Origin of the sequence: Alcaligenes faecalis (genome assembly GCF_005311025.1) — a bacterium.
Lineage (GTDB): Bacteria > Pseudomonadota > Gammaproteobacteria > Burkholderiales > Burkholderiaceae_B > Alcaligenes > Alcaligenes phenolicus.
The window spans coordinates 3,831,548-3,850,768 of sequence record NZ_CP031747.1; the positions used below are offsets into that span (position 1 = coordinate 3,831,548).

Annotated in this window: 16 protein-coding genes; 1 reads left to right on the forward strand and 15 read right to left on the reverse strand. The window is 58.0% G+C overall.

Features of this window, described 5'->3' with window-relative positions; all coding sequences use genetic code 11:
• Positions 1–61 precede the first annotated feature (61 nt).
• Positions 62–994 carry a M23 family metallopeptidase gene (locus D0C27_RS17580; RefSeq protein WP_009455033.1) on the reverse strand — a complete coding sequence of 311 codons (933 nt, stop codon included), beginning with the start codon at positions 992–994 and terminating at the stop codon, positions 62–64.
• Between the two features lie 18 nt (positions 995–1,012).
• Between D0C27_RS17580 and D0C27_RS17585 the strand changes: the two genes are divergently transcribed.
• The gene (locus tag D0C27_RS17585) at positions 1,013–1,495 is read left to right on the forward strand and encodes a DciA family protein (RefSeq protein WP_115634326.1); all 483 of its coding nucleotides are present in this window, start codon (positions 1,013–1,015) and stop codon (positions 1,493–1,495) included.
• Between the two features lie 33 nt (positions 1,496–1,528).
• On the opposite strand, the gene lpxC is transcribed toward D0C27_RS17585, so the two are convergent.
• The 14 genes from lpxC to rsmH form a co-directional block, all read right to left on the reverse strand.
• Entirely contained in the window at positions 1,529–2,452 is a 924-nt protein-coding gene (gene lpxC / locus D0C27_RS17590) for a UDP-3-O-acyl-N-acetylglucosamine deacetylase (protein WP_026485180.1), read from the reverse strand.
• A 210-nt stretch (positions 2,453–2,662) separates the two neighbouring features.
• Complete coding sequence (ftsZ, locus tag D0C27_RS17595) at positions 2,663–3,829, reverse strand: cell division protein FtsZ (protein ID WP_035271073.1); 1,167 nt, start codon at positions 3,827–3,829, stop codon at positions 2,663–2,665.
• A gap of 171 nt (positions 3,830–4,000) precedes the next feature.
• A complete protein-coding gene (ftsA, locus tag D0C27_RS17600) occupies positions 4,001–5,227 on the reverse strand; it encodes a cell division protein FtsA (protein WP_009455039.1) in 1,227 nt (408 codons plus the stop codon).
• Between the two features lie 7 nt (positions 5,228–5,234).
• Positions 5,235–6,026, reverse strand: a complete 792-nt coding sequence (locus D0C27_RS17605) for a cell division protein FtsQ/DivIB (RefSeq protein ID WP_009455041.1) — start codon at positions 6,024–6,026, stop codon at positions 5,235–5,237.
• A gap of 17 nt (positions 6,027–6,043) precedes the next feature.
• Entirely contained in the window at positions 6,044–6,994 is a 951-nt protein-coding gene (locus D0C27_RS17610) for a D-alanine--D-alanine ligase (protein WP_035271076.1), read from the reverse strand.
• Positions 6,991–8,397 (reverse strand): UDP-N-acetylmuramate--L-alanine ligase, encoded by a 1,407-nt coding sequence (gene murC / locus D0C27_RS17615; protein WP_137431398.1) that lies wholly within the window; start codon positions 8,395–8,397, stop codon positions 6,991–6,993. Before murC ends, D0C27_RS17610 begins: the two co-directional genes overlap by 4 nt.
• Positions 8,394–9,467: an undecaprenyldiphospho-muramoylpentapeptide beta-N-acetylglucosaminyltransferase gene (murG, locus tag D0C27_RS17620; protein ID WP_115634206.1), complete on the reverse strand. Its 1,074-nt coding sequence runs from the start codon at positions 9,465–9,467 to the stop codon at positions 8,394–8,396. The genes murC and murG overlap by 4 nt, the downstream gene beginning before the upstream one ends.
• Positions 9,464–10,657 (reverse strand): putative lipid II flippase FtsW, encoded by a 1,194-nt coding sequence (gene ftsW, locus D0C27_RS17625; protein ID WP_022983452.1) that lies wholly within the window; start codon positions 10,655–10,657, stop codon positions 9,464–9,466. The genes murG and ftsW overlap by 4 nt, the downstream gene beginning before the upstream one ends.
• On the reverse strand, positions 10,654–12,183 hold the full coding sequence (murD, locus tag D0C27_RS17630; protein ID WP_137431399.1) for a UDP-N-acetylmuramoyl-L-alanine--D-glutamate ligase: 1,530 nt from the start codon (positions 12,181–12,183) through the stop codon (positions 10,654–10,656). The genes ftsW and murD overlap by 4 nt, the downstream gene beginning before the upstream one ends.
• A complete protein-coding gene (gene mraY / locus D0C27_RS17635; protein WP_035271084.1) occupies positions 12,180–13,352 on the reverse strand; it encodes a phospho-N-acetylmuramoyl-pentapeptide-transferase in 1,173 nt (390 codons plus the stop codon). Before mraY ends, murD begins: the two co-directional genes overlap by 4 nt.
• Positions 13,342–16,119 carry a bifunctional UDP-N-acetylmuramoyl-L-alanyl-D-glutamate--2,6-diaminopimelate ligase MurE/UDP-N-acetylmuramoyl-tripeptide--D-alanyl-D-alanine ligase MurF gene (gene murF / locus D0C27_RS17640; RefSeq protein WP_137431400.1) on the reverse strand — a complete coding sequence of 926 codons (2,778 nt, stop codon included), beginning with the start codon at positions 16,117–16,119 and terminating at the stop codon, positions 13,342–13,344. The genes mraY and murF overlap by 11 nt, the downstream gene beginning before the upstream one ends.
• Positions 16,116–17,855: a peptidoglycan D,D-transpeptidase FtsI family protein gene (locus tag D0C27_RS17645; protein ID WP_035271088.1), complete on the reverse strand. Its 1,740-nt coding sequence runs from the start codon at positions 17,853–17,855 to the stop codon at positions 16,116–16,118. The genes murF and D0C27_RS17645 overlap by 4 nt, the downstream gene beginning before the upstream one ends.
• A complete protein-coding gene (gene ftsL, locus D0C27_RS17650; protein WP_137431401.1) occupies positions 17,852–18,154 on the reverse strand; it encodes a cell division protein FtsL in 303 nt (100 codons plus the stop codon). The genes D0C27_RS17645 and ftsL overlap by 4 nt, the downstream gene beginning before the upstream one ends.
• Positions 18,151–19,221, reverse strand: a complete 1,071-nt coding sequence (gene rsmH, locus D0C27_RS17655) for a 16S rRNA (cytosine(1402)-N(4))-methyltransferase RsmH (RefSeq protein ID WP_009455051.1) — start codon at positions 19,219–19,221, stop codon at positions 18,151–18,153. Before rsmH ends, ftsL begins: the two co-directional genes overlap by 4 nt.

The window sequence follows — 19,221 nt, forward strand, 5'->3', positions numbered from 1 at the left end:
CTCTGGTTAAAAGGGATGCGCAAGCAAACAATCAGTTTAACGCACATGCTGCAAGACGGAACTACTTGTCCGAATCCAATTGCGCGATCTGCTGTTCTACATACTCACGCGCCGGCAGAAAAAGCTTGGGATCCAGGGCATGTCCGGCCATGCGCACTTCAAAGTGCAGGTGCGAGCCTGTGGACTGCCCGGTAGATCCGACACGGGCGATCAACTGCCCTTTTTCTACTACGTCGCCTAATTTAACAACGATTGATGAGGCATGGGCGTATCGCGTGCTCATGCCATTGCCGTGATTGATTTCCACCAGCTTGCCGTAGCCTGTCATATAGCGGGCTTCCGATACCACCCCACCGGATGCGGCATAGATAGGCGTCCCCTTGGGTGCTGGAAAGTCCAAACCTTCGTGCAAGGCATGACGGCCCGAAATCGGGTGACGACGCCAGCCAAAGGAGGAAGCCACCTCGTCATAATCCACCGGACGGTAATTGGGCAGACGGGCTTCGTTGCCGGTACGCTCGGTCAGCACGGAATCCAGCATCTGAAACCAGTCCTGTTGCTCGGACATCTGTTTGGCCAGATTATCCAGCTGCTCGCCCAGGCGGTCGGCGTTCCAGACCAGGTCGGCTCCATCCATGCTGTCCATGACGGCCAGATCCTGCACGGGCATGGCACCGGCCAGCTCCGGATCGGTGTACTCAATGCCGGCCGCCTTGGCCACGCGCTTGCTGACACCGTCCATCTCGATCAGTTTGGCCTGCAAACCGCCGACTTTTTCGGCCAGGCGGGTCACGTTGTCCTGCATGGCAGCGGCCTGGCTCTGGGCCATATCCGCGTCCAGCGACACGCCACCGCGTTCACCCCAGTGCGACTGCACCAGAGCTCCCGCCGCTGCGGAAACGCCCAGCGATACCAGAGCCACCAGGGCGATCACCGTACGGCGCACCCCTTTGGCTTTGGCATCTAAGGACGTATAGTCTTTATGTTGATCCACTATCGTATAACCTCGAACATGACCTGGAAGCCCCCTTTTTCCTCATCCGCGCCAAAACGCAGTAGCGGGCAAAGCCACGCTTTGGGTTGGCTGGCCAGCGACCAGCAAGGTTCCCAGGTACTGGAAATGGCCCGGCAGCTGATGGCGGCGCAGACCCATGTAAGCAAAGCCTTGCCACCTGCTTTGGGCAAGGCTTGTAAAGTAGCCCGTATAGACAGACAGCAATTGACGCTGGCAGTTCCCAGCGCCGCACATGCGGCCAAGCTGCGTCAGCTGTTGCCCACTGTCACACGGCAGATGAATGCCGCTGGCTGGAACATTAGCGAGGCGCTGGTGCACGTGCAAGCCCATTTGTTTGCAGCTGTGACAGAAAAGCCCGCACGCCAGGTACAAGTCCTGGACGAACGGGCCTTGGAATCATTTGAAAAGCTGCATGACTCATTGCCGCAAGGTCCCTTGGCGCAAGCCATCGAACGCTTGTTGCGTCATCATCGCGGCTAAGCAAAGCACCAGGATCGGGCCCCTAAGCAAGTATCAAGCGAATTTCCACTCGCTGGAAAAAGCGTGGGGTGCACTGGCAGCCGACTCGAAAGTCACCAGCTCCCAACTATCCTGGGCGGCCAGCAAGGCACGCGCCAGCTGGTTATTCAAACCATGGCCGGATTTGCACGCCACATAGCGTGCAATCAGGGGGTGGCCAATCAGGTACAAGTCGCCAATAGCATCGAGAATCTTGTGCTTGACGAACTCGTCCTCATAACGCAGACCGTCGCTGTTCAGGACGCGGTACTCGTCCATGACGATGGCATTGTCCAAACTGCCGCCACGGGCCAGACCGGCCGCACGCAAAGCTTCCACTTCGCTGGCGAACCCGAAGGTGCGCGCACGTGAAATAGTCTTCACGTACGAGTCATGCGCAAAATCCACCTCGGCAAAATTGGCCGTTGCATCAATGGCCGGGTGGTGAAAATCGATAGAAAACTGAAGGGCAAAGCCTTCGTAGGGCTCCAGACGGGCCCACTTGATGTCCTGCCCCTCGCCTTCAGAGACTTCGATGGGTTTGAGGACACGCAAAAACTTCTTGGCGGCTTCCTGCTCCTGCAAGCCCGCCGAACGCAACAAATACACAAATGTGCCAGCGCTGCCATCCATGATGGGCACTTCTTCAGCCGTCAGGTCCACGTGCAGATTATCAATGCCCAGGCCAGCGATGGCCGACATCAAATGCTCGACGGTTGAAACCCGAACATTATCCTTGATCAGCACCGAAGCCATACGCGTACCACCGACCTTGTCTGCCTGTGCGGGCAAATCCACGATTTCGGGCAGATCGATACGGTGAAACACAATACCCGTGTCAGGCGCAGCAGGGCGCAGTGTCAGTTCGACACGACGACCAGAGTGCAAGCCGACTCCTTTGGTACTGATGACATTCTTGATGGTGCGCTGACGAAGCATGGCTGTTCTTGTATTTGTAAAGTGTTGTTCGCAAAGACTATTGTAACCGTAATACGGGTTATCCACTATACGCTTTCTAAAAACATAAGCAATTGTCAAGCGTCAAACACCACGACACAACAAAGCACTTACGCCCCCTGAGCGCGAACGCCCAGGGGGAGTCGTGGGAGAAATCAAATTGGCGACTCGGGTAATCGCCGAACCTGATTTTTAATCAGCCTGCTTGCGCAAGAACGCCGGAATGTCGAAGTGATCCATACCGGCAGTCTCCAGTGCACGCACCTGAGCCGAAGCCTGGCTGCGTGGATTGCGGATGACGGCAGGCACGTCGGCGTTGGCGTAATCCGCACCGATGACAGGCATGTTGTCCGTACCTGTACGTAACACTTCTTCGTTGTTTTGTACCAACTGTGGGCGCGCTTGCTTGCGACCCAGGCCGGTAGCCACAACGGTCACGCGCAGGCTGTCGCCCATGGACTCATCGTAAGCGGTACCAAAGATAACGGTGGCGTCTTCTGCAGCGTAGCCACGGATGGTGTCCATGATTTCGCGCGTTTCGCGCATCTTCAGGGACGACGAGGAGGTGATGTTCACCAGCATGCCGCGGGCACCGTGCAGGTCCACACCTTCCAGCAATGGGCAAGCGATGGCACGCTCAGCCGCTTCACGAGCGCGGTTCGAGCCGGAAGCCACAGCGGTACCCATCATGGCCTGGCCTTGCTCGCCCATGATGGTTTTCACGTCTTCGAAGTCGACGTTCACGTTACCTTCAACATTGATGATCTCGGCAATACCGGCGCAGGCATTGTGCAAGACATCGTCAGCTGCCTTGAAGCAATCGGACTGTGTTGCGTCCTCATCCATCAAGTCGTACAGGTTTTCATTCAATACAACGATCAGGGAGTGAACGTGCTTGCTCAGCTCCTCGATCCCTTCTTCGGCCATGCGCAGACGGCGATTGCCTTCAAAGGAGAAAGGTTTGGTGACGACACCCACGGTCAAAATGCCCAATTCCTTGGCCACTTCAGCCACAACGGGGCTGGCACCCGTACCGGTGCCACCGCCCATACCGGCTGTAATAAACACCATGTTGGCGCCGTTCAATGCTGCGCGAATTTCTTCGCGAGCGGTTTCAGCGGCTGCACGGCCTTGGTCAGGCTTGGCACCGGCGCCCAAGCCGCTGCGGCCCAGACGAATCTGGATAGGTGCATCGCTGCTGGCCAGCGCCTGCGAATCGGTATTGGCGCAAATGAAATCAACGCCCTGAACACCAGAGTTGATCATATGCGTCACAGCGTTACCGCCTGCGCCGCCCACGCCCACGACCTTGATGACCGTGCCGCTACCGCTGGTATCTAACATTTCAAAGTTCATCATGATTGACTCCCACTCAAACACTTAATTAGTCAAGTTTCTACGTACTTCCCCGATACAACTGAAATTTGGAATCAGCTCAAAACATCTGCCAACCAAGGGGTTCGCACCCGGTTTGAACTGCCTCCTGGACCGCCCTTTCAGGCTGCCCGACCTGAGCGTCTTGCAACGCCCTTAATTCATGAACCATTCCTTCATACGGGCCATCAGACCTTTGACGCTGCCTTTTTGCTGAGCCACCTTGCGGCCACGAGCGCTTTGCAGGCGTGCTTCGGTCAACAAGCCCATCACGGTCGAAAAACGTGGGTTGCGCATGACATCAGCCAAGCTACCTTCATAGCTGGGCACAGCAATACGCACAGGTTTCAGGAACACGTCCTCGGCCAGCTCCACGATGCCCGGCAACATGGCCGTACCACCAGTCAACACCACGCCCGAGGACAGCAAGTCTTCGTAGCCCGATTCGCGCAGGCTTTGCTGCACAAAGGTAAACAGCTCTTCCACACGCGGCTCGATCACGGCACCCAGGGCCTGGCGCTTGACCTGTCGGTTGGGACGATCACCCAGACCGGGCACTTCAATCATTTCTTCCGGATGGGCCAGCGATTGCTTGGCCACACCAAAACGCAGCTTGATCTCTTCCGCATCCGGCGTAGGGGTGCGCAACATGGCGGCAATGTCGCTGGTGATCTGGTCGCCCGCGATCGGGATCACGTCGGTATGACGAATCGCACCGCCGGTGTAGATGGCGATATCGGTCGTACCGCCACCGATGTCCACCAGCACCACGCCCAGCTCTTTCTCGTCCGCCGTCAGGCAAGACAGGCTGGAGGCCAGAGGCTGCAAAATCAGGTCCTGTACTTCCAGGCCACAACGACGCACACACTTGACGATGTTCTGCGCCGCGCTGACGGCACCGGTCACAATGTGTACCCGCACTTCCAGACGCAAACCGCTCATGCCTATGGGTTCGCGAATATCTTCTTGCGAATCCACGATGAACTCCTGCGTGAGCACGTGCAGCACTTGCTGGTCGGTGGGGATATTCACGGCCTTGGCCGTTTCAATCACGCGTGCCACATCGGTCGCCGTGACTTCCTTGTCTTTCACCGCCACCATGCCGCTGGAGTTGAAGCTGGTGATGTGGCTGCCTGCAATTCCGGTGTAGACCTCACGGATCTTGCAATCGGCCATCAACTCCGCCTCTTCCAAAGCGCGCTGGATGGAATTGACTGTCGTCTCGATATTGACGACCACCCCTTTGCGCATGCCCTGGGATTCATGCTGTCCCAGACCAAGCACTTCAAACCGGCCTTCCGGCAGCACTTCGGCCACCACCGCAACCACTTTGCTGGTGCCGATGTCCAATGCAACGATCAGGTCTTTGATGTCACGAGTCATATGTTCTTTACTTCACAGGGGTAGATGAAACCGGAGCCAGCGTTATCGCAAAGCCATTCGGGTAACGTAAGTCGGCACTTTGCAAAGCACGGTCGCCAAGCCGTTGCATCAAGGCAGGCCAAGCCTGCACAAATCGTTCAACACGTACCGCAAAGGGCAATGCACCTTTACGACCGTGCGGGTCGGCAATATCAGCAGCCGGGTCACGCCCCAGGCTTAGCTGCATGCCGTTGGACAACACTACATCCCAGGCGTAGCGCGGGCTCAGCGTCACTTCACTGACCTGTACATCCAGCGGCCCAAACCAGCGTGCCAGCTCGGCATACCGTTGCACCACCAGACGCTCCGAATTGGGAGGACCGCTTAGCTGGGGTAAATCCACATCATCAGGCACCACGGCTTTATTGGCCGAAAATGATTCACCCCAGGTGTTGATCATTTCGTCTTCGTTCCAATAGGCCAGCGGCTGCTGTTCTTCAATCCGTACCGACAAGCTATTGGGCCAAACGCGGCGGATCTGCGCGCGACGTACCCAAGGAGCCGTTTCAATCAGAGCGCGGGACTTGTCCAGATCTACTGTGAAGAAGTTGCCTTGCAGGCGACCGGCAATCGTGGCTTTCACCCCTTCAGGAGTCACATAGGCCAGACGTTCGCCTTGCGAGGACTCGATCTGAATGCGTTCGATATTGAAGTACGGACGACGCACAGCCCAAACCACAACACTGATCACCAATGCCGATACCGCTAGCAAAGCCAGCGTATTGGCGATCAGGTTGGTCAGACGTGCATCGGAAAACATGAGTCAGGCTCCCCGTTCTATAGGCTGCGAGCAATGGCCTGCACCTTGCAGCGCGCCGTTGCCAAAATATTCACGCACAACTGGGCGTAGCTGGTGCCCTCTGCTTTGGCTGCCATGGGCACCAAAGAGTGGCTGGTCATGCCCGGAGAGGTATTCATCTCCAGCAGCCAGGGGCGGTTTTGCTCGTCCAGCATGAAATCGGCACGGCCCCAGCCTTCGCAGCCCAGTGCATTGAACGCACGGACGGACAGATCCTGGATATGTGCCGTCAACTCAGGCGACAGATCTGCAGGACAGAAGTACTGGGTTTCGTCCGAGTAATACTTGTGTTCGAAGTCGTAATTGCCTTGTGGGGCCACAATATCGATCACGGGCAAGGCACGTGCCTGGGCACCCACGCCGATGATGGGTACAGTCAATTCGCGACCACGAATGAATTGCTCAGCCAGCACGACCGTGTCGTAATGCATGGCGGTTTCAAAGGCGGCAACAGCCTCCTCGGCGCGATCCACACGCACCACCCCCACGGTGGAACCTTCATGGGGCGGCTTCATGATCAGGGGCACACCCAGACGTTCAACCGCAGCGGCAACCTGGCTGACATGATCCAGCTGCGCAAAACCGGGAGTGGGCAAACCCAGGTGCTGCCAGATGTGCTTGGTCATGATCTTGTCCATGGCCAGGCCGGAGGCCATCACACCGCTGCCGGTGTAAGGAATGCCCATCCACTCCAAAGCCCCCTGCAAGGTGCCGTCTTCGCCATAACGACCATGCAAAGCAATAAACACGCGGTCAAAACCGGCCTGAGCCAGTTCGGTCAGTCCTTTCTCGCCCATATCGAACAAATGCGCATCCACGCCCATGCTGCACAGCGCTTCATGCACGCCTGCGCCAGACATCAAGGACACTTCACGTTCGGCGGACTTGCCGCCGTACAACACGCCGACCCGACCAAAATCCGCTGTCATGCCATTTCTCCCAATTGAGCAGGGATCCGGCTGATGGACCCTGCACCCATTACCAACACCACATCGCCGTCACGGACAAAGTCCAGAACGGCTTGTGCCATATCGCTGATTTCGGCCACGAAAATGGGTTCGACCTTGCCGAGCACACGCACTGCGCGACTCAAGGCACGGCCATCGGCGGCCACAAGGGGAGCCTCACCGGCGGGATAGACCTCTCCAAGGAGGACCGCATCGGCCTGGCTAAGTACCTGCACGAAATCTTCAAAGCAATCACGGGTGCGTGTGTAGCGGTGCGGCTGGAATGCCAGCACGATGCGGCGATCAGGCCAAGCACCACGTGCGGCCGCCAAGGTAGCAGCCATCTCGACAGGATGGTGACCATAATCGTCAACAACAGTAAACGTGCCACCACCTTGCGCTTGGGAAACCGGGAAGTCACCCACCATGGAGAAGCGGCGCCCCACGCCGGTGAACTCTTTCAGGCCACGGGCTATGACCTCGTCACTGACACCCAGCTCAGTGGCAACCGCAATGGCAGCCAAGGCATTGAGTACATTGTGCTTTCCGGGCAGATTCAGGCACACGGACAGCAGGGGAAGATCGCCTGTGGCCCCTTTGCGCTGCACATCAAAACACATGGTGGCGCCACGGCTTTCGATGTTGATCGCGCGGACCTGGGCATCTGTATCAATGCCGTAAGTCGTGACAGGACGCGATACAAAAGGAATGATTTCGCGCACATTCGCATCGTCGTTGCACACGATGGCGCTACCGTAAAACGGCAGGCGGTGCGTGAAGTCGATGAAGGCGCTTTTCAGTCGGGCAACGTCATGACCGTAGGTGTCCATATGGTCGACGTCGATATTGGTGATGATGGCCATCACCGGCAACAGGTTCAGGAAAGAAGCATCGGACTCATCCGCTTCCACCACGATGTAATCGCCCTGCCCCAAGCGGGCATTGGCACCGGCCGAATTCAGGCGACCACCGATCACAAAGGTGGGGTCCAGATCAGCCGCGCCCAGCAGGCTCGCTACCAGGCTGGTGGTGGTGGTCTTGCCGTGCGTACCAGCCACGGCAATGCCGCGCTTCAAGCGCATCAGCTCGGCCAGCATCAGGGCACGTGGCACCACCGGAATGCGGGCGGCACGCGCGGCCAGCACTTCGGGGTTGTCACCCGCAATGGCGGTGGAGGTGACGATAGCGCCCATGCCAGCGACGTTTTCGGCTTTATGACCGATCACGATACGAGCACCCAGCTGCTCCAGGCGTCGAGTCACCGCCGTTTCCTGAATATCCGAGCCACTGATGGCAAAGCCCAGGTTCAGCATGACTTCGGCAATGCCGCTCATGCCCGAGCCGCCAATCCCTACAAAATGAATATGTTGAATGCGGTGTTTCATCCCACCCTCCTTGCCGCCTGCTGACATGCTTCGGCAATCTGCTGCGTGGCATTCAACTGTGCATGTTCTTGCGCGTGGCTGGCCACACGACTTAACTCTTCACGGTTCAGTCCTTGCAACCACTGCGCAAGCCACTGAGCCGTCAACTCCGATTGTTTCTTGAGCCACGCACCCGAGCATTCGCTCAGGTAGCGGGCGTTGGCTGTCTGGTGATCGTCAATCGCGTGTGGCAGAGGCACGAACAGAGCCGCTACGCCGATTGCAGCCACTTCAGCTACCGTCATGGCACCGGCGCGACAAATCAGCACATCGGCCTCTTTCATGGCCTGCGCCATATCGCCAATAAAGGCCTTGCAGTCGGCCTGCACCTGATTGTCTGCGTAGCTTTGCTGCAAGCTTTCCAGATGCTGCTGGCCGGACTGATGGGTTAGATGCGGACGCTGCTCGGCAGGGATCAGCGCCATGGCCTCAGGCACCACTTTGTTCAGCGCGGCGGCCCCCAGGCTGCCGCCCACCACCAGAATGCGTAGCGGTCCGCTGCGTTTGGCATAACGCTCGGCAGCCGGACCTTGGCCTACGAAGGCATCGCGCACCGGGTTGCCCACAGTTACTGCACCAGGCAAGGCACCGGGGAAGCCGGTCAACACACTGGTCGCCATTTTGGCCAGGTAGCGATTCGCCGTACCGGCGACCGCATTTTGCTCGTGCACTACCAGCGGGCGGCGCGACACAAAAGACATCAGGCCACCGGGGAAAGCCACGTAGCCGCCCATACCCAGTACCACATCCGGCTTGGCTTCCTGCAGGCAGCGATGCGCCTGCCAGCAGGCACGGATCAAAGTAAAGGGTAAAGAGAGCAATGCCTTCACGCCTTTGCCTCGTAGCCCGGAAAATCGCAGAGGCAGTATTTTAATCCCATGCTGTGGGACCAAGCTACCTTCCATGCGCTCGGGATGACCCAGCCACAACACTTGCCAGCCGCGTTGCTGCATGGCTTCAGCCACGGCCAACCCGGGCATGATGTGCCCACCTGTACCGCCTGCCATGATCAGGATGGTTGGAGTGCTCATGTGCGCTTACCTCGCATCATTTGCCGATTCTCAAAATCCACCCGCAGCAACAAGGCAAAAGCCACCAGATTCATCACAATGCCCGAACCACCGTAACTGACCAAAGGCAAGGTCAGACCCTTGGTAGGCAACAAACCCAGCACCACACCAATATTGATAAAAGCCTGCACGCCGAACCACAGCGCCACACCTTGAGCGACGACACCGCTGAACAAGCGATCCATGGCGCAGGCCTGACGACCAATATTGAAGCTGCGCCATACGACAAAGCCAAAGGTCAGGATCAGGGCGGCCACGCCAACAAAGCCCAGCTCTTCACCAATTACCGCGACGATGAAGTCGGTGTGGGCTTCAGGCAGGTAATGCAGTTTTTCCACGCTGGAACCCAGACCCACGCCAAACCATTCGCCTCGGCCCAAAGCAATCAGCGAGTGCGACAACTGATAGGCACTGCCATAAGCATTGTCAGGATTCCAGGGGTCCAGATACACGAACAAACGTTCACGACGCCAAGGCGAGAGCCAGATCAGCAAAAGGAAGCTGCTGACCATAATGCCCAGCAAGGCAGAGAACAACTTGCCGTTAATTCCGCCAATGAACAAAATGCCCACCGCAATGGCCACAATGACCATGAAGGCGCCCAAGTCAGGCTCCATCAACAGCAACACACCAACCAGACCCAGGGCCACCGCCATAGGCAGGAAACCCCGAATAAAGGTATGCAGATGCTGCTGCTTGCGCACGGTGTAATCAGCGGCATACAGAACCATGGCTACTTTCATCAGCTCCGAAGGCTGGAAGTTGATGATGCCCAAAGGCAACCAGCGACGTGCACCGTTTACTTCACGGCCAATGCCGGGAACCAGCACCACCAGCAGCAAGAAAATAGCCAGAGCAAACAGAGGCACGGCCAACTTCTGCCACACACGCAGCGGCACGGTTGCGGTAAACATGGCCAGCACCACACCCACCACAATGAACAAGGCGTGGCGAATTACAAAGTAGTAACGACCGTAGCTTTCATAGCGCGGTCCGTCTGCCAAAGCGATCGAGGCCGAATACACCATCAGCAAACCAAACAGGGTCAGCATCAGTGTGGCGGCCAGCAAGGGGCGATCAAACGCAGGCAATGCCGTGCGTCCGGGACGTACGGCATTGACACCCGAGGTCAGCTCAGCAAACAGACTCATGCCGGCTCTCCTCTATCCAGTGCCATCTCGGTCACGGCGGCGACAAAACACATGCCGCGATGGTGATAGCTTTTGAACATATCCATGCTGGCGCAGGCCGGAGACAGCAAGACCACATCCCCCGAACGCGCCTGCTCGGCAGCAGCTTGCACAGCAGCTTCCAGACCCTCGCAGAAACGATAACGGACATCATGAGCGTCCAGAACAGAGGCAATCAGCTTGGCGTCCTGCCCAATCAAAAACACTTCGGCCACATTCGAGGCAGCCGCAACGGCCAGCGGCTCAAAATCCTGGCCTTTGCCCAAACCACCGGCAATCAGCCAGACACGCTGATCAAACCCGCGCAAGGCGGCAACAGTCGCGCCGACATTAGTACCTTTGCTGTCATCCAGATATTGAACACCGTCCAGCACACGCACCAGTTCGACACGGTGCGGCTCCCCTTGATAGGTGCGCAGACCATTGAGCAACTCAGCCCAACCCAGACCAAGACAACGAGCCAGCAACAAGGCTGCTTGGGCATTCAAGGCGTTGTGACGCCCCTTGATCTGCAAAGCCTCAACCGGCATCAAGCGTTTCAAGCCACCTTTACCGCGCACGGCAGGCTCAGCCGGTGCATTACGTTTTTTCAGGCCTGTGGCCGGCAGCTCAAAATCGGTAGGCTCATTGGTCACCAACCACTGCATGCCGCCATCCGTCAGCAAGCCCATATCGCCCAGCAAAGCGGGCTGGTCCAAACCGAAGCTGCGCACCGACTCTTGGCTGGCATCGGGAATCATGGCCATAACGGCTGGATCATCACGATTGACCAAGGCCACATCACACATGCTGTACATGCGCTGCTTGGACTCGACGTAAGCGTCCATACCGCCGTGCCAGTCCAGATGATCCTGCGAAATATTCAGTACAACGCCAGCATCCGCCTGCAAGCTAAAAGTGCTATCCAGCTGGAAGCTGGACAACTCCAGCACCCAGACCTGAGGCAAGGCATTGTTTTCCAGAGCGTCGCACAGGGCGGTCAGCGCAGCAGGGCTGATATTGCCCACGGCCAGTGCAGAAACACCTGCCTGCTCCAGCAAGTGGCGCGTCATGGCCGTGACGGTAGTCTTGCCATTGGTGCCGGTAATGGCCACCACACGGCTTTCATGGCCTTGATCAGCCAGATCTTTCAAGGCACGGGCAAATAGCTCGATCTCGCCAATGACTTCGATTCCACGATCTCGTGCCTGGGCTAAAAAGGCGGCCAGAGCAGGATCCAGGGGCGACAAGCCGGGGCTGATCACCAGGGTCTGCACGTCGTTCAGGCTATCGGCCTGCAGGGCGTTTTGCCCCAGACGCGTATCCAGAGCCGAGCTGCTCAGGGCCTGAAGCTTGTCCAGACCCTGCACGTTTTCGCGCGTATCCGCCAAACGAATGCTGGCCCCCTGGGCCAAAGACCAGCGAGCCGCAGCAAAGCCTGTCTCGCCTAACCCCAGGATAAGCATGAGACCGTCTTTACGGATCGAAGGAAAACTCAACGCATTCATCGCAATTTCAATGTAGACAGACCGACCATGACCAGCATCATGGTGATGATCCAGAAGCGAACCACCACCTGTGTTTCTTTCCAGCCGCCAACTTCAAAATGATGGTGCAGCGGCGCCATACGGAACATTCGTCTGCCCTGCCCGTAGCGTTTCTTGGTGTACTTGAACCAGGTCACCTGCAGCATCACCGACAAGGTTTCCACCACAAACACGCCACCCATAATGAACAGCACGATTTCCTGGCGAACGATCACCGCGATCGTGCCCAGCGCACCGCCCAGGGCCAGCGCACCCACATCACCCATGAACACTTGGGCGGGATAGGCGTTGAACCACAAAAAGGCTAGACCCGCACCGGCTATGGCCGCACAGATCACCATCAACTCACCCGCGCCGGGGATATAGGGAAACAAGAGATATTTGGAGTAGTCGACCCGGCCAACCACGTAGGCAAAAATACCCAGGGCAGCGCCCACCAGCACGGTAGGCATGATGGCCAGACCGTCCAGGCCGTCCGTCAGGTTGACGGCGTTGCTGGAGCCAACAATCACTGCCCAGGTCAATACCACAAAGCCCAGCACACCCAGCGGGTAGCTGACGGACTTGAAGAACGGCACGATCAGGTCAGCCTGCGTAGGCAGGGGCATGGTGAAGCCGCTCAAGACCCACTCTTTGAACAAGGGCCACAGCTCAGTATTGGCAGGCACCGAAACGGCAAAGCTCAGGTACACGGCCGCAACGATACCGATCAAGGCTTGCCAGAAAAACTTCTGACGCGAGGACATGCCTTCGGGGTCACGATTGACGACTTTCTTGTAGTCGTCTGCCCAACCAATCCAGCCAAAACCAAAAGTTACCAGCAGAACGACCCACACAAAACGGTTGGTCCAGTCTGCCCACAACAAGGTACTGATACCGATAGAAATCAGGATCAGGACACCGCCCATGGTGGGGGTGCCGTTCTTTTGCAAATGCGATTCCGGGCCGTAAGCGCGTACCGCCTGACCAATCTTCAGTTCGGTCAGCTTGCGAATCACCCAGGGTCCTGCCAACAAGCCAATTGCCAGCGCAGTGGCGCTGGCCAAAATAGCACGCAGGGTGATGTACTCAAACACCCCAAAGGCGCGAATATGATCGTCCGATAGCCAACGTGCCAGTTCAAGAAGCATGAGTGGCCCCTTCGTTATGAGAGAAGTGGTTTTCCAGGGCGGCAACCACACGCTCCATACGGGCGCTGCGCGAACCCTTGATCAACACATGGGATGGCTCCAGGGCCAGCAGATAAGCCACCATGTCTTCCAAAGTCTCGAATTGATGCGCACGCGCACCAAAAGCCTGGGCAGCATGGCTGGCATCGCCACCCAAGGTCAGCAATTCATCCATGCCACGCTCTTTGGCGTAAGCACCCACTTCAGCGTGCAATTCGGAGCTGTTATCACCGATCTCGGCCATATTGCCCAGCACCAGCACCTTGCGGCCTTTCAGCTGTGCCAGCACATCAATGGCAGCACGTACCGAATCCGGGTTGGCGTTGTAGGTGTCGTCAATCAACTGGTAACCGGAAGACAGCTGCTTGGGCTGCATACGGCCCGTGACAGGACGGAAGCTTTCCAGACCCTGCACAATCGCGCTCAACGGCGCACCGGCGGCATGAGCGCAAGCGGCAGCGGCCAAGGCATTGCGCAGGTTGTGGATACCGGGGCTGTTCAAGGTCAGGGCAGCAGACTGGCCTGCCACATGCAACACAAAACGGGTTTGAGCTGGCTCGACAAACATATCGGCCGCAAAGACCGTTTCCTGACCGCTCAGGCCAAAACGCAATACGGGACGCTGACCAGCCTGCTCAGCCCACATGGCGCTGAAGGCATCATCATCAGGAATCACCAGCGCACCATCTTGTGGCAGCGCGTCAATCACGGCACCGTTTTCACGAGCCACTGCTTCCACACTGTGCATGAACTCCTGGTGTTCACGCTGTGCGTTATTGATCAGGGCAATCGTGGGGCGAGCCATGGACGCCAGCACGGCAATCTCACCGGGGTGGTTCATGCCCATTTCCAGAACGGCGGCTTTGTGCTCGGAGCTCAAACGCAGGATGGACAGGGGTACGCCCAGATCGTTGTTCAAATTACCGCGAGTTGCCAGGCTTTCTGCTTCGCCCAACCAGGCGCGCAAGATCGCGGCAATCATTTCCTTGGTCGTGGTCTTGCCATTGCTGCCGGTCACGCCGATGACAGGGATGTCAAAGCGCGAGCGCCACTCGGTCGCCAAGGTCATCAGCGCACGACGCGTATCGCCCAACACAATCTGAGGCAACTCGACTTCGGCATCACGCTGAGCCACGAGGGCCGCCACAGCACCCTGCTCTTTCGCTTTTTCCAGATAGCGATGACCATCGAACTGCTCGCCGCTCAGGGCCAGGAACACATCACCTTTGCTCAGGCTGCGGGAATCGGTGCTCAAACGCACGCCACGCAACCACAGCAAGGCGGCTTTGGCCCAGTCGGAATCATCAAACACAGAGCGCTCGCCCTGCACTTCCTGATAGGTTTCGTGCCCCTTACCGGCCAGCAAAACAATATCTTCAGGGCTGGCAGCCCAGATCGAAGACAGGATGGCGCGAGCCCGATCCATCTGCACGGCCGGCGCCTCAGGCATACCAGCCACGATCTGACGAATGATTTCGGCAGGATCTTCAAAACGCGGGTTGTCGGTCGTGACCAGAACGCTGTCAGCCAGACGGGCCGCCACTTCACCCATAATGGGGCGCTTGGCCGTGTCGCGGTTACCGCCGCAACCAAATACGCAAATCAGCTTGCCGCCACGTACGCTGGCCACTTCACGCAAGGCTTGCAGGGCGCGTTCCAGCGCATCGGCAGTATGAGCGTAATCCACCACGACCAAAGGCAAGGGCTGACGACCTGCGGTGCTCTTGGGCGTCACAATTTGCAAACGGCCAGGCACGGACTCCAGCTTGTCCATGATGCGCGCGATCTTGGACACGGGCCAGCCTACTTCTTGCAGCACACCGGCCACCAGCAAGAGGTTGGCCACGTTATGCTCACCCAGCAGGTGAGTCAGAATTTGGGCGGTGCCGTGAGCAGTCACCAGATTGAATACCTGACCATCGGCACCGGTGTGTACGTCCTGGGCCAACAAGTCCACTTCGGGCTGGCTCATGGAGTAGGAAATCACACGGGCAGCCAGACCGGCCTGCATCAATTCACGGCCCGTTTCATCGTCTGCATTCACGACGGCGCTACGCAGACCAGGCCAGCTAAACAGGCGCAGCTTGGCCTGTTTGTATTCTTCCATGCTGTGGTGATAGTCCAGATGATCATGCGTCAGATTGGTGAACCCGGCAATATCAATACGGACACCATCCAGACGGCCCTGTTCCAGACCAATCGACGACGCTTCCAGGGCCACGGCATTGCCGCCCTGGGCGCGAATAGCAGCCAGGCTACGGTGTACGGTCAGCACGTCCGGCGTGGTCAGGACGCCACCCAGATTGGAGCCATCGGGCAAGGTCACGCCCAGCGTACCGATCGTGCCGCAAGGCACTTGGGAATGATTCAAGGCCGACGCCACCCACTGCACAGTGGAGGTCTTGCCATTCGTGCCAGTCACCGCCACGACAGTCATGGCTTCGGAAGGACGGCCCCACCATTCGTGAGCTACTTCACCCAGCAAGGCACCCAGATTGGGAACTTGCAAGACAGGCACACCGGGATCAACCGCCTGATCGCCCTGCTCGCGCACAATGGCCACTGCACCTTGCTGCACAGCCTGAACTTCGTACTCACGACCATCACCCTGATGGCCGCGGCAGGCAAAAAACGCGTCACCCGCCTTGATCTGGCGGGAATCCAAACACAGATTAGCCGTGGGCGCTACATGCTGCGCCAGCCACTCCAATATTGCTGCGGCGTTCATCGTACATTCTCCGCACCGGGGCCAACGGCCACCAGCGAATCTATGGGCGCATCAGGCTGGACACCTAGGCGTCGCAAGCTCCGGGCCACAATTTCTGAAAAAATCGGCGCGGCAATACGCCCGCCGTAATAATTGGAACTATGTGGTTCGTCGATCGTGACGGCCACCACAATGCGAGGGTCGGAGACAGGCGCGAAGCCGACAAAAGAGCCGCGATACAAGGACTTGCTGTAGCGACCATCCACAATCTTGCGGGCCGTACCGCTCTTGCCAGCGACGCGATAGCCTTGCACCTGAGCCAGACGGGCACCGGCGGGACCCGCCGCGGCTTCCAGCATGGCGCGAACTTCCGCGGCCACTTTAGGGGTGTAAACCTGAACGCTGGCGGGCTTGCCTTCGCGCTTGAGCAAAGTCATGGAAACCATGTCGCCATTACGCGCAAACGCCGTGTAGGCGTGGGCAATTTGCAGCAGGGAAACCGACAGGCCATAGCCATACGACATGGTGGCGCGCTCGATGGGACGCCAACGCTCCCAGGGGCGCAGTCTCCCACTGGCAATACCGGGAAAATCGGCCTGCGGAGAACGGCCAAAACCCAGCTCGGTAAACTTGTTCCACATTTCCTGCGAAGTCAGGCGCTCGGAAATCATGGTCATGCCAATATTGCTGGACCGACGCAAAATACCGGCAGCATCCAGCATGCCATTGTTGCGACTAACGTCACTGATCACGCTACCTTGGTAGCGGTACTGACCATTGCCCGTGTTGAACTGGGTGGCGGTGGTAATGCGGTTGATATCCAGCGCCAGAGCCACGGTAAACGGCTTCATGATGGAACCGGGCTCAAAGGTGTCGGTCAAGGCACGGTTACGCAGGGCCGGACCCTTGCGATCATCCCGGTCGTTGGGGTTGTAGGTAGGCAAGTTCACCAGGGCCAGAATCTCCCCGGTTTTCACGTCCATCACCACGGCCGCAGCGGCATTGGCCTTGACGTCTTCCATGCCTTTTTTCAAGGCGGTGTACGCGTCGAACTGCAAGCCGGCATCAATGGACAAGTGTAAATCCTGACCGTGGGTAGGCGGGATGATGGCGCGTACGTCCTCCACCACACGTCCCAGACGGTCACGAATTACGCGACGTGAACCGGGCGTGCCGGACAAGGCAGAGTTGAAGGCAAGCTCAATGCCCTCGATGCCCTGGTCTTCAATATTCGTAAAGCCCACAATGTGCGCCATGACATCCCCTTCGGGATAGAAACGACGCATTTCTTCTTGTTGGTGGATACCAGGGATTTTCAGTTCAGCGATTTGAGCCGCCACATCCACATCCACCTGACGCTTGATGTAGACGAAGTTACGATCTTCAACGGACAGACGACGCTCGATATCGGACTGCCCCATACCAAGGAGCTTGGCCAACTGACCGATCTGCTCGGGTTTGGCATTCCGAGCATCATCAGGAATAGCCCAGATGGCTTTGACAGGCACACTGGAGGCCAGCACCACAGAACCCGTACGATCAAAAACCTTGCCACGCATGGGCGGCAGCACCTGGGTGCGCTCGTAACGGCGCTCGCCCTGCTGCTGCAAGAATTCGGTAGACAGGCCTTGCAAGTACAAGGCCTTGACGATCAGGGCACCAAAGCCCAGAAATAAAAGAACCAGCACCAAACGCGAGCGCCAGAATGGAATCTGGACGCTCAGGACGGGATTTTCGTGATAGCCGAATCGTTTCATGGCCGCCCTCCGGACTGCACCTGGGTCGAGCTCAGCTCACCCCCTTGCAAATAGAGAGTGCGCTCGGGAGAGCTCAACACCAGGCCCAATTCGTTGCGACCAATATCGTCCACGCGAGCGTTACGGGCCAGCTCGGCCCGTTCCAGTTGCAGACGACGCCAGTCCGTATCCAGTTCACCGGCTTTGGTGGCCAGACGATCGGTTTGCACAAACAGCTCGCGCGCCTGATAGCGCGCCGTCACCAAAGAGATGGCCGAAAGCATCAACACCAAAGAGAGGGTGATGACCAGGCGCATCATCGGCGGCCTCGCTTGCCGGCGGGCTGTCGGCTATAGGCGGCCTGTTGCAGCAGACGCTCGCTGGCGCTGCGCATCCAGTCCTGGGGGATGGGGGTGTCGGTGCGTTGCACCACACGTAATACCGCCGAGCGGGCTCGGGGGTTGTCGCTGGACTCCTCGTCGGTGGGCAAGATTCTGCCCAAAGACTGCACCAGAGGCTGGGGCAAGTCTTTTTCTAGGATAGGTAGACGTGACTGTTCCTGCGCGGGACGCGCAGCTGCGTTCATGAACTGTTTGACCATGCGGTCCTCCAGTGAATGAAATGCAATCACCGCAAGCCTGCCCCGAGTCGCCAATCGACTCAGAATTGACGGAAGCGCGTGCGCGAGCTCTTCGAGCTCACGATTGAGGTAAATCCGTATAGCCTGGAAGGTCCTGGTTGCCGGATGTTGACCCTTTTCGCGCGTGCGGACGACACCGGCGACGAGCTCGGCGAGATCACGCGTTGTATGTAGCGGGCGGGATTGGCGGCGATCAACAATCGCCTTTGCAATCTGGAAAGCAAACCGTTCTTCGCCATATTCTGCAATGACCTCCTTTAAAACTTCTACGCTGACCTCAGCCAGCCACTGTTCAGCGGTCAAACCACCGCTGGTATCCATGCGCATGTCCAACGGACCTTCGCGCATAAAAGAGAAACCTCGTTCTGCGTCGTCGATTTGTGGCGAGGAAATGCCCAAATCCATCATGACGCCTTGCAATGGCCCCACATCCAGCTCGTCCAGAGCCTGGGCCAAATCACCAAAACCACTATGTACAACCGTCACACGGCTATCTTGTGCTGCCAGCTCCTGGGCCACGGCGATCGCTTGCGGATCCTTGTCGATCACGATCAGGCGCCCCTGGGGACTCAAGTGCGACAACAACAGACGGCTGTGACCGCCACGACCAAAAGTGCAATCGACGTACACACCATCGGCCAAACCCTGGATTTCGGGGTTTTGCGCCCAGCGCCGGGCCTCAAAGGACGGATCCACGAGGGCCGCCACCGTAGGCTCCAGCAGCACGGATCGATGTACCAGCGTCAT

What these genes read in the sequence shown, in the direction of transcription:
- D0C27_RS17645 (WP_035271088.1), bottom strand. Translation starts at nt 17,855, where the DNA reads ATGAAACGATTCGGCTATCACGAAAATCCCGTCCTGAGCGTCCAGATT.
- ftsL (WP_137431401.1), bottom strand. Translation starts at nt 18,154, where the DNA reads ATGATGCGCCTGGTCATCACCCTCTCTTTGGTGTTGATGCTTTCGGCC.
- ftsW (WP_022983452.1), bottom strand. Translation starts at nt 10,657, where the DNA reads ATGAGTCTGTTTGCTGAGCTGACCTCGGGTGTCAATGCCGTACGTCCC.
- rsmH (WP_009455051.1), bottom strand. Translation starts at nt 19,221, where the DNA reads ATGACGCTGGTACATCGATCCGTGCTGCTGGAGCCTACGGTGGCGGCC.
- D0C27_RS17585 (WP_115634326.1), top strand. Translation starts at nt 1,013, where the DNA reads ATGACCTGGAAGCCCCCTTTTTCCTCATCCGCGCCAAAACGCAGTAGC.
- lpxC (WP_026485180.1), bottom strand. Translation starts at nt 2,452, where the DNA reads ATGCTTCGTCAGCGCACCATCAAGAATGTCATCAGTACCAAAGGAGTC.
- ftsZ (WP_035271073.1), bottom strand. Translation starts at nt 3,829, where the DNA reads ATGATGAACTTTGAAATGTTAGATACCAGCGGTAGCGGCACGGTCATC.
- murF (WP_137431400.1), bottom strand. Translation starts at nt 16,119, where the DNA reads ATGAACGCCGCAGCAATATTGGAGTGGCTGGCGCAGCATGTAGCGCCC.
- D0C27_RS17610 (WP_035271076.1), bottom strand. Translation starts at nt 6,994, where the DNA reads ATGACAGCGGATTTTGGTCGGGTCGGCGTGTTGTACGGCGGCAAGTCC.
- murG (WP_115634206.1), bottom strand. Translation starts at nt 9,467, where the DNA reads ATGAGCACTCCAACCATCCTGATCATGGCAGGCGGTACAGGTGGGCAC.
- D0C27_RS17605 (WP_009455041.1), bottom strand. Translation starts at nt 6,026, where the DNA reads ATGTTTTCCGATGCACGTCTGACCAACCTGATCGCCAATACGCTGGCT.
- murD (WP_137431399.1), bottom strand. Translation starts at nt 12,183, where the DNA reads ATGAATGCGTTGAGTTTTCCTTCGATCCGTAAAGACGGTCTCATGCTT.
- mraY (WP_035271084.1), bottom strand. Translation starts at nt 13,352, where the DNA reads ATGCTTCTTGAACTGGCACGTTGGCTATCGGACGATCATATTCGCGCC.
- murC (WP_137431398.1), bottom strand. Translation starts at nt 8,397, where the DNA reads ATGAAACACCGCATTCAACATATTCATTTTGTAGGGATTGGCGGCTCG.
- ftsA (WP_009455039.1), bottom strand. Translation starts at nt 5,227, where the DNA reads ATGACTCGTGACATCAAAGACCTGATCGTTGCATTGGACATCGGCACC.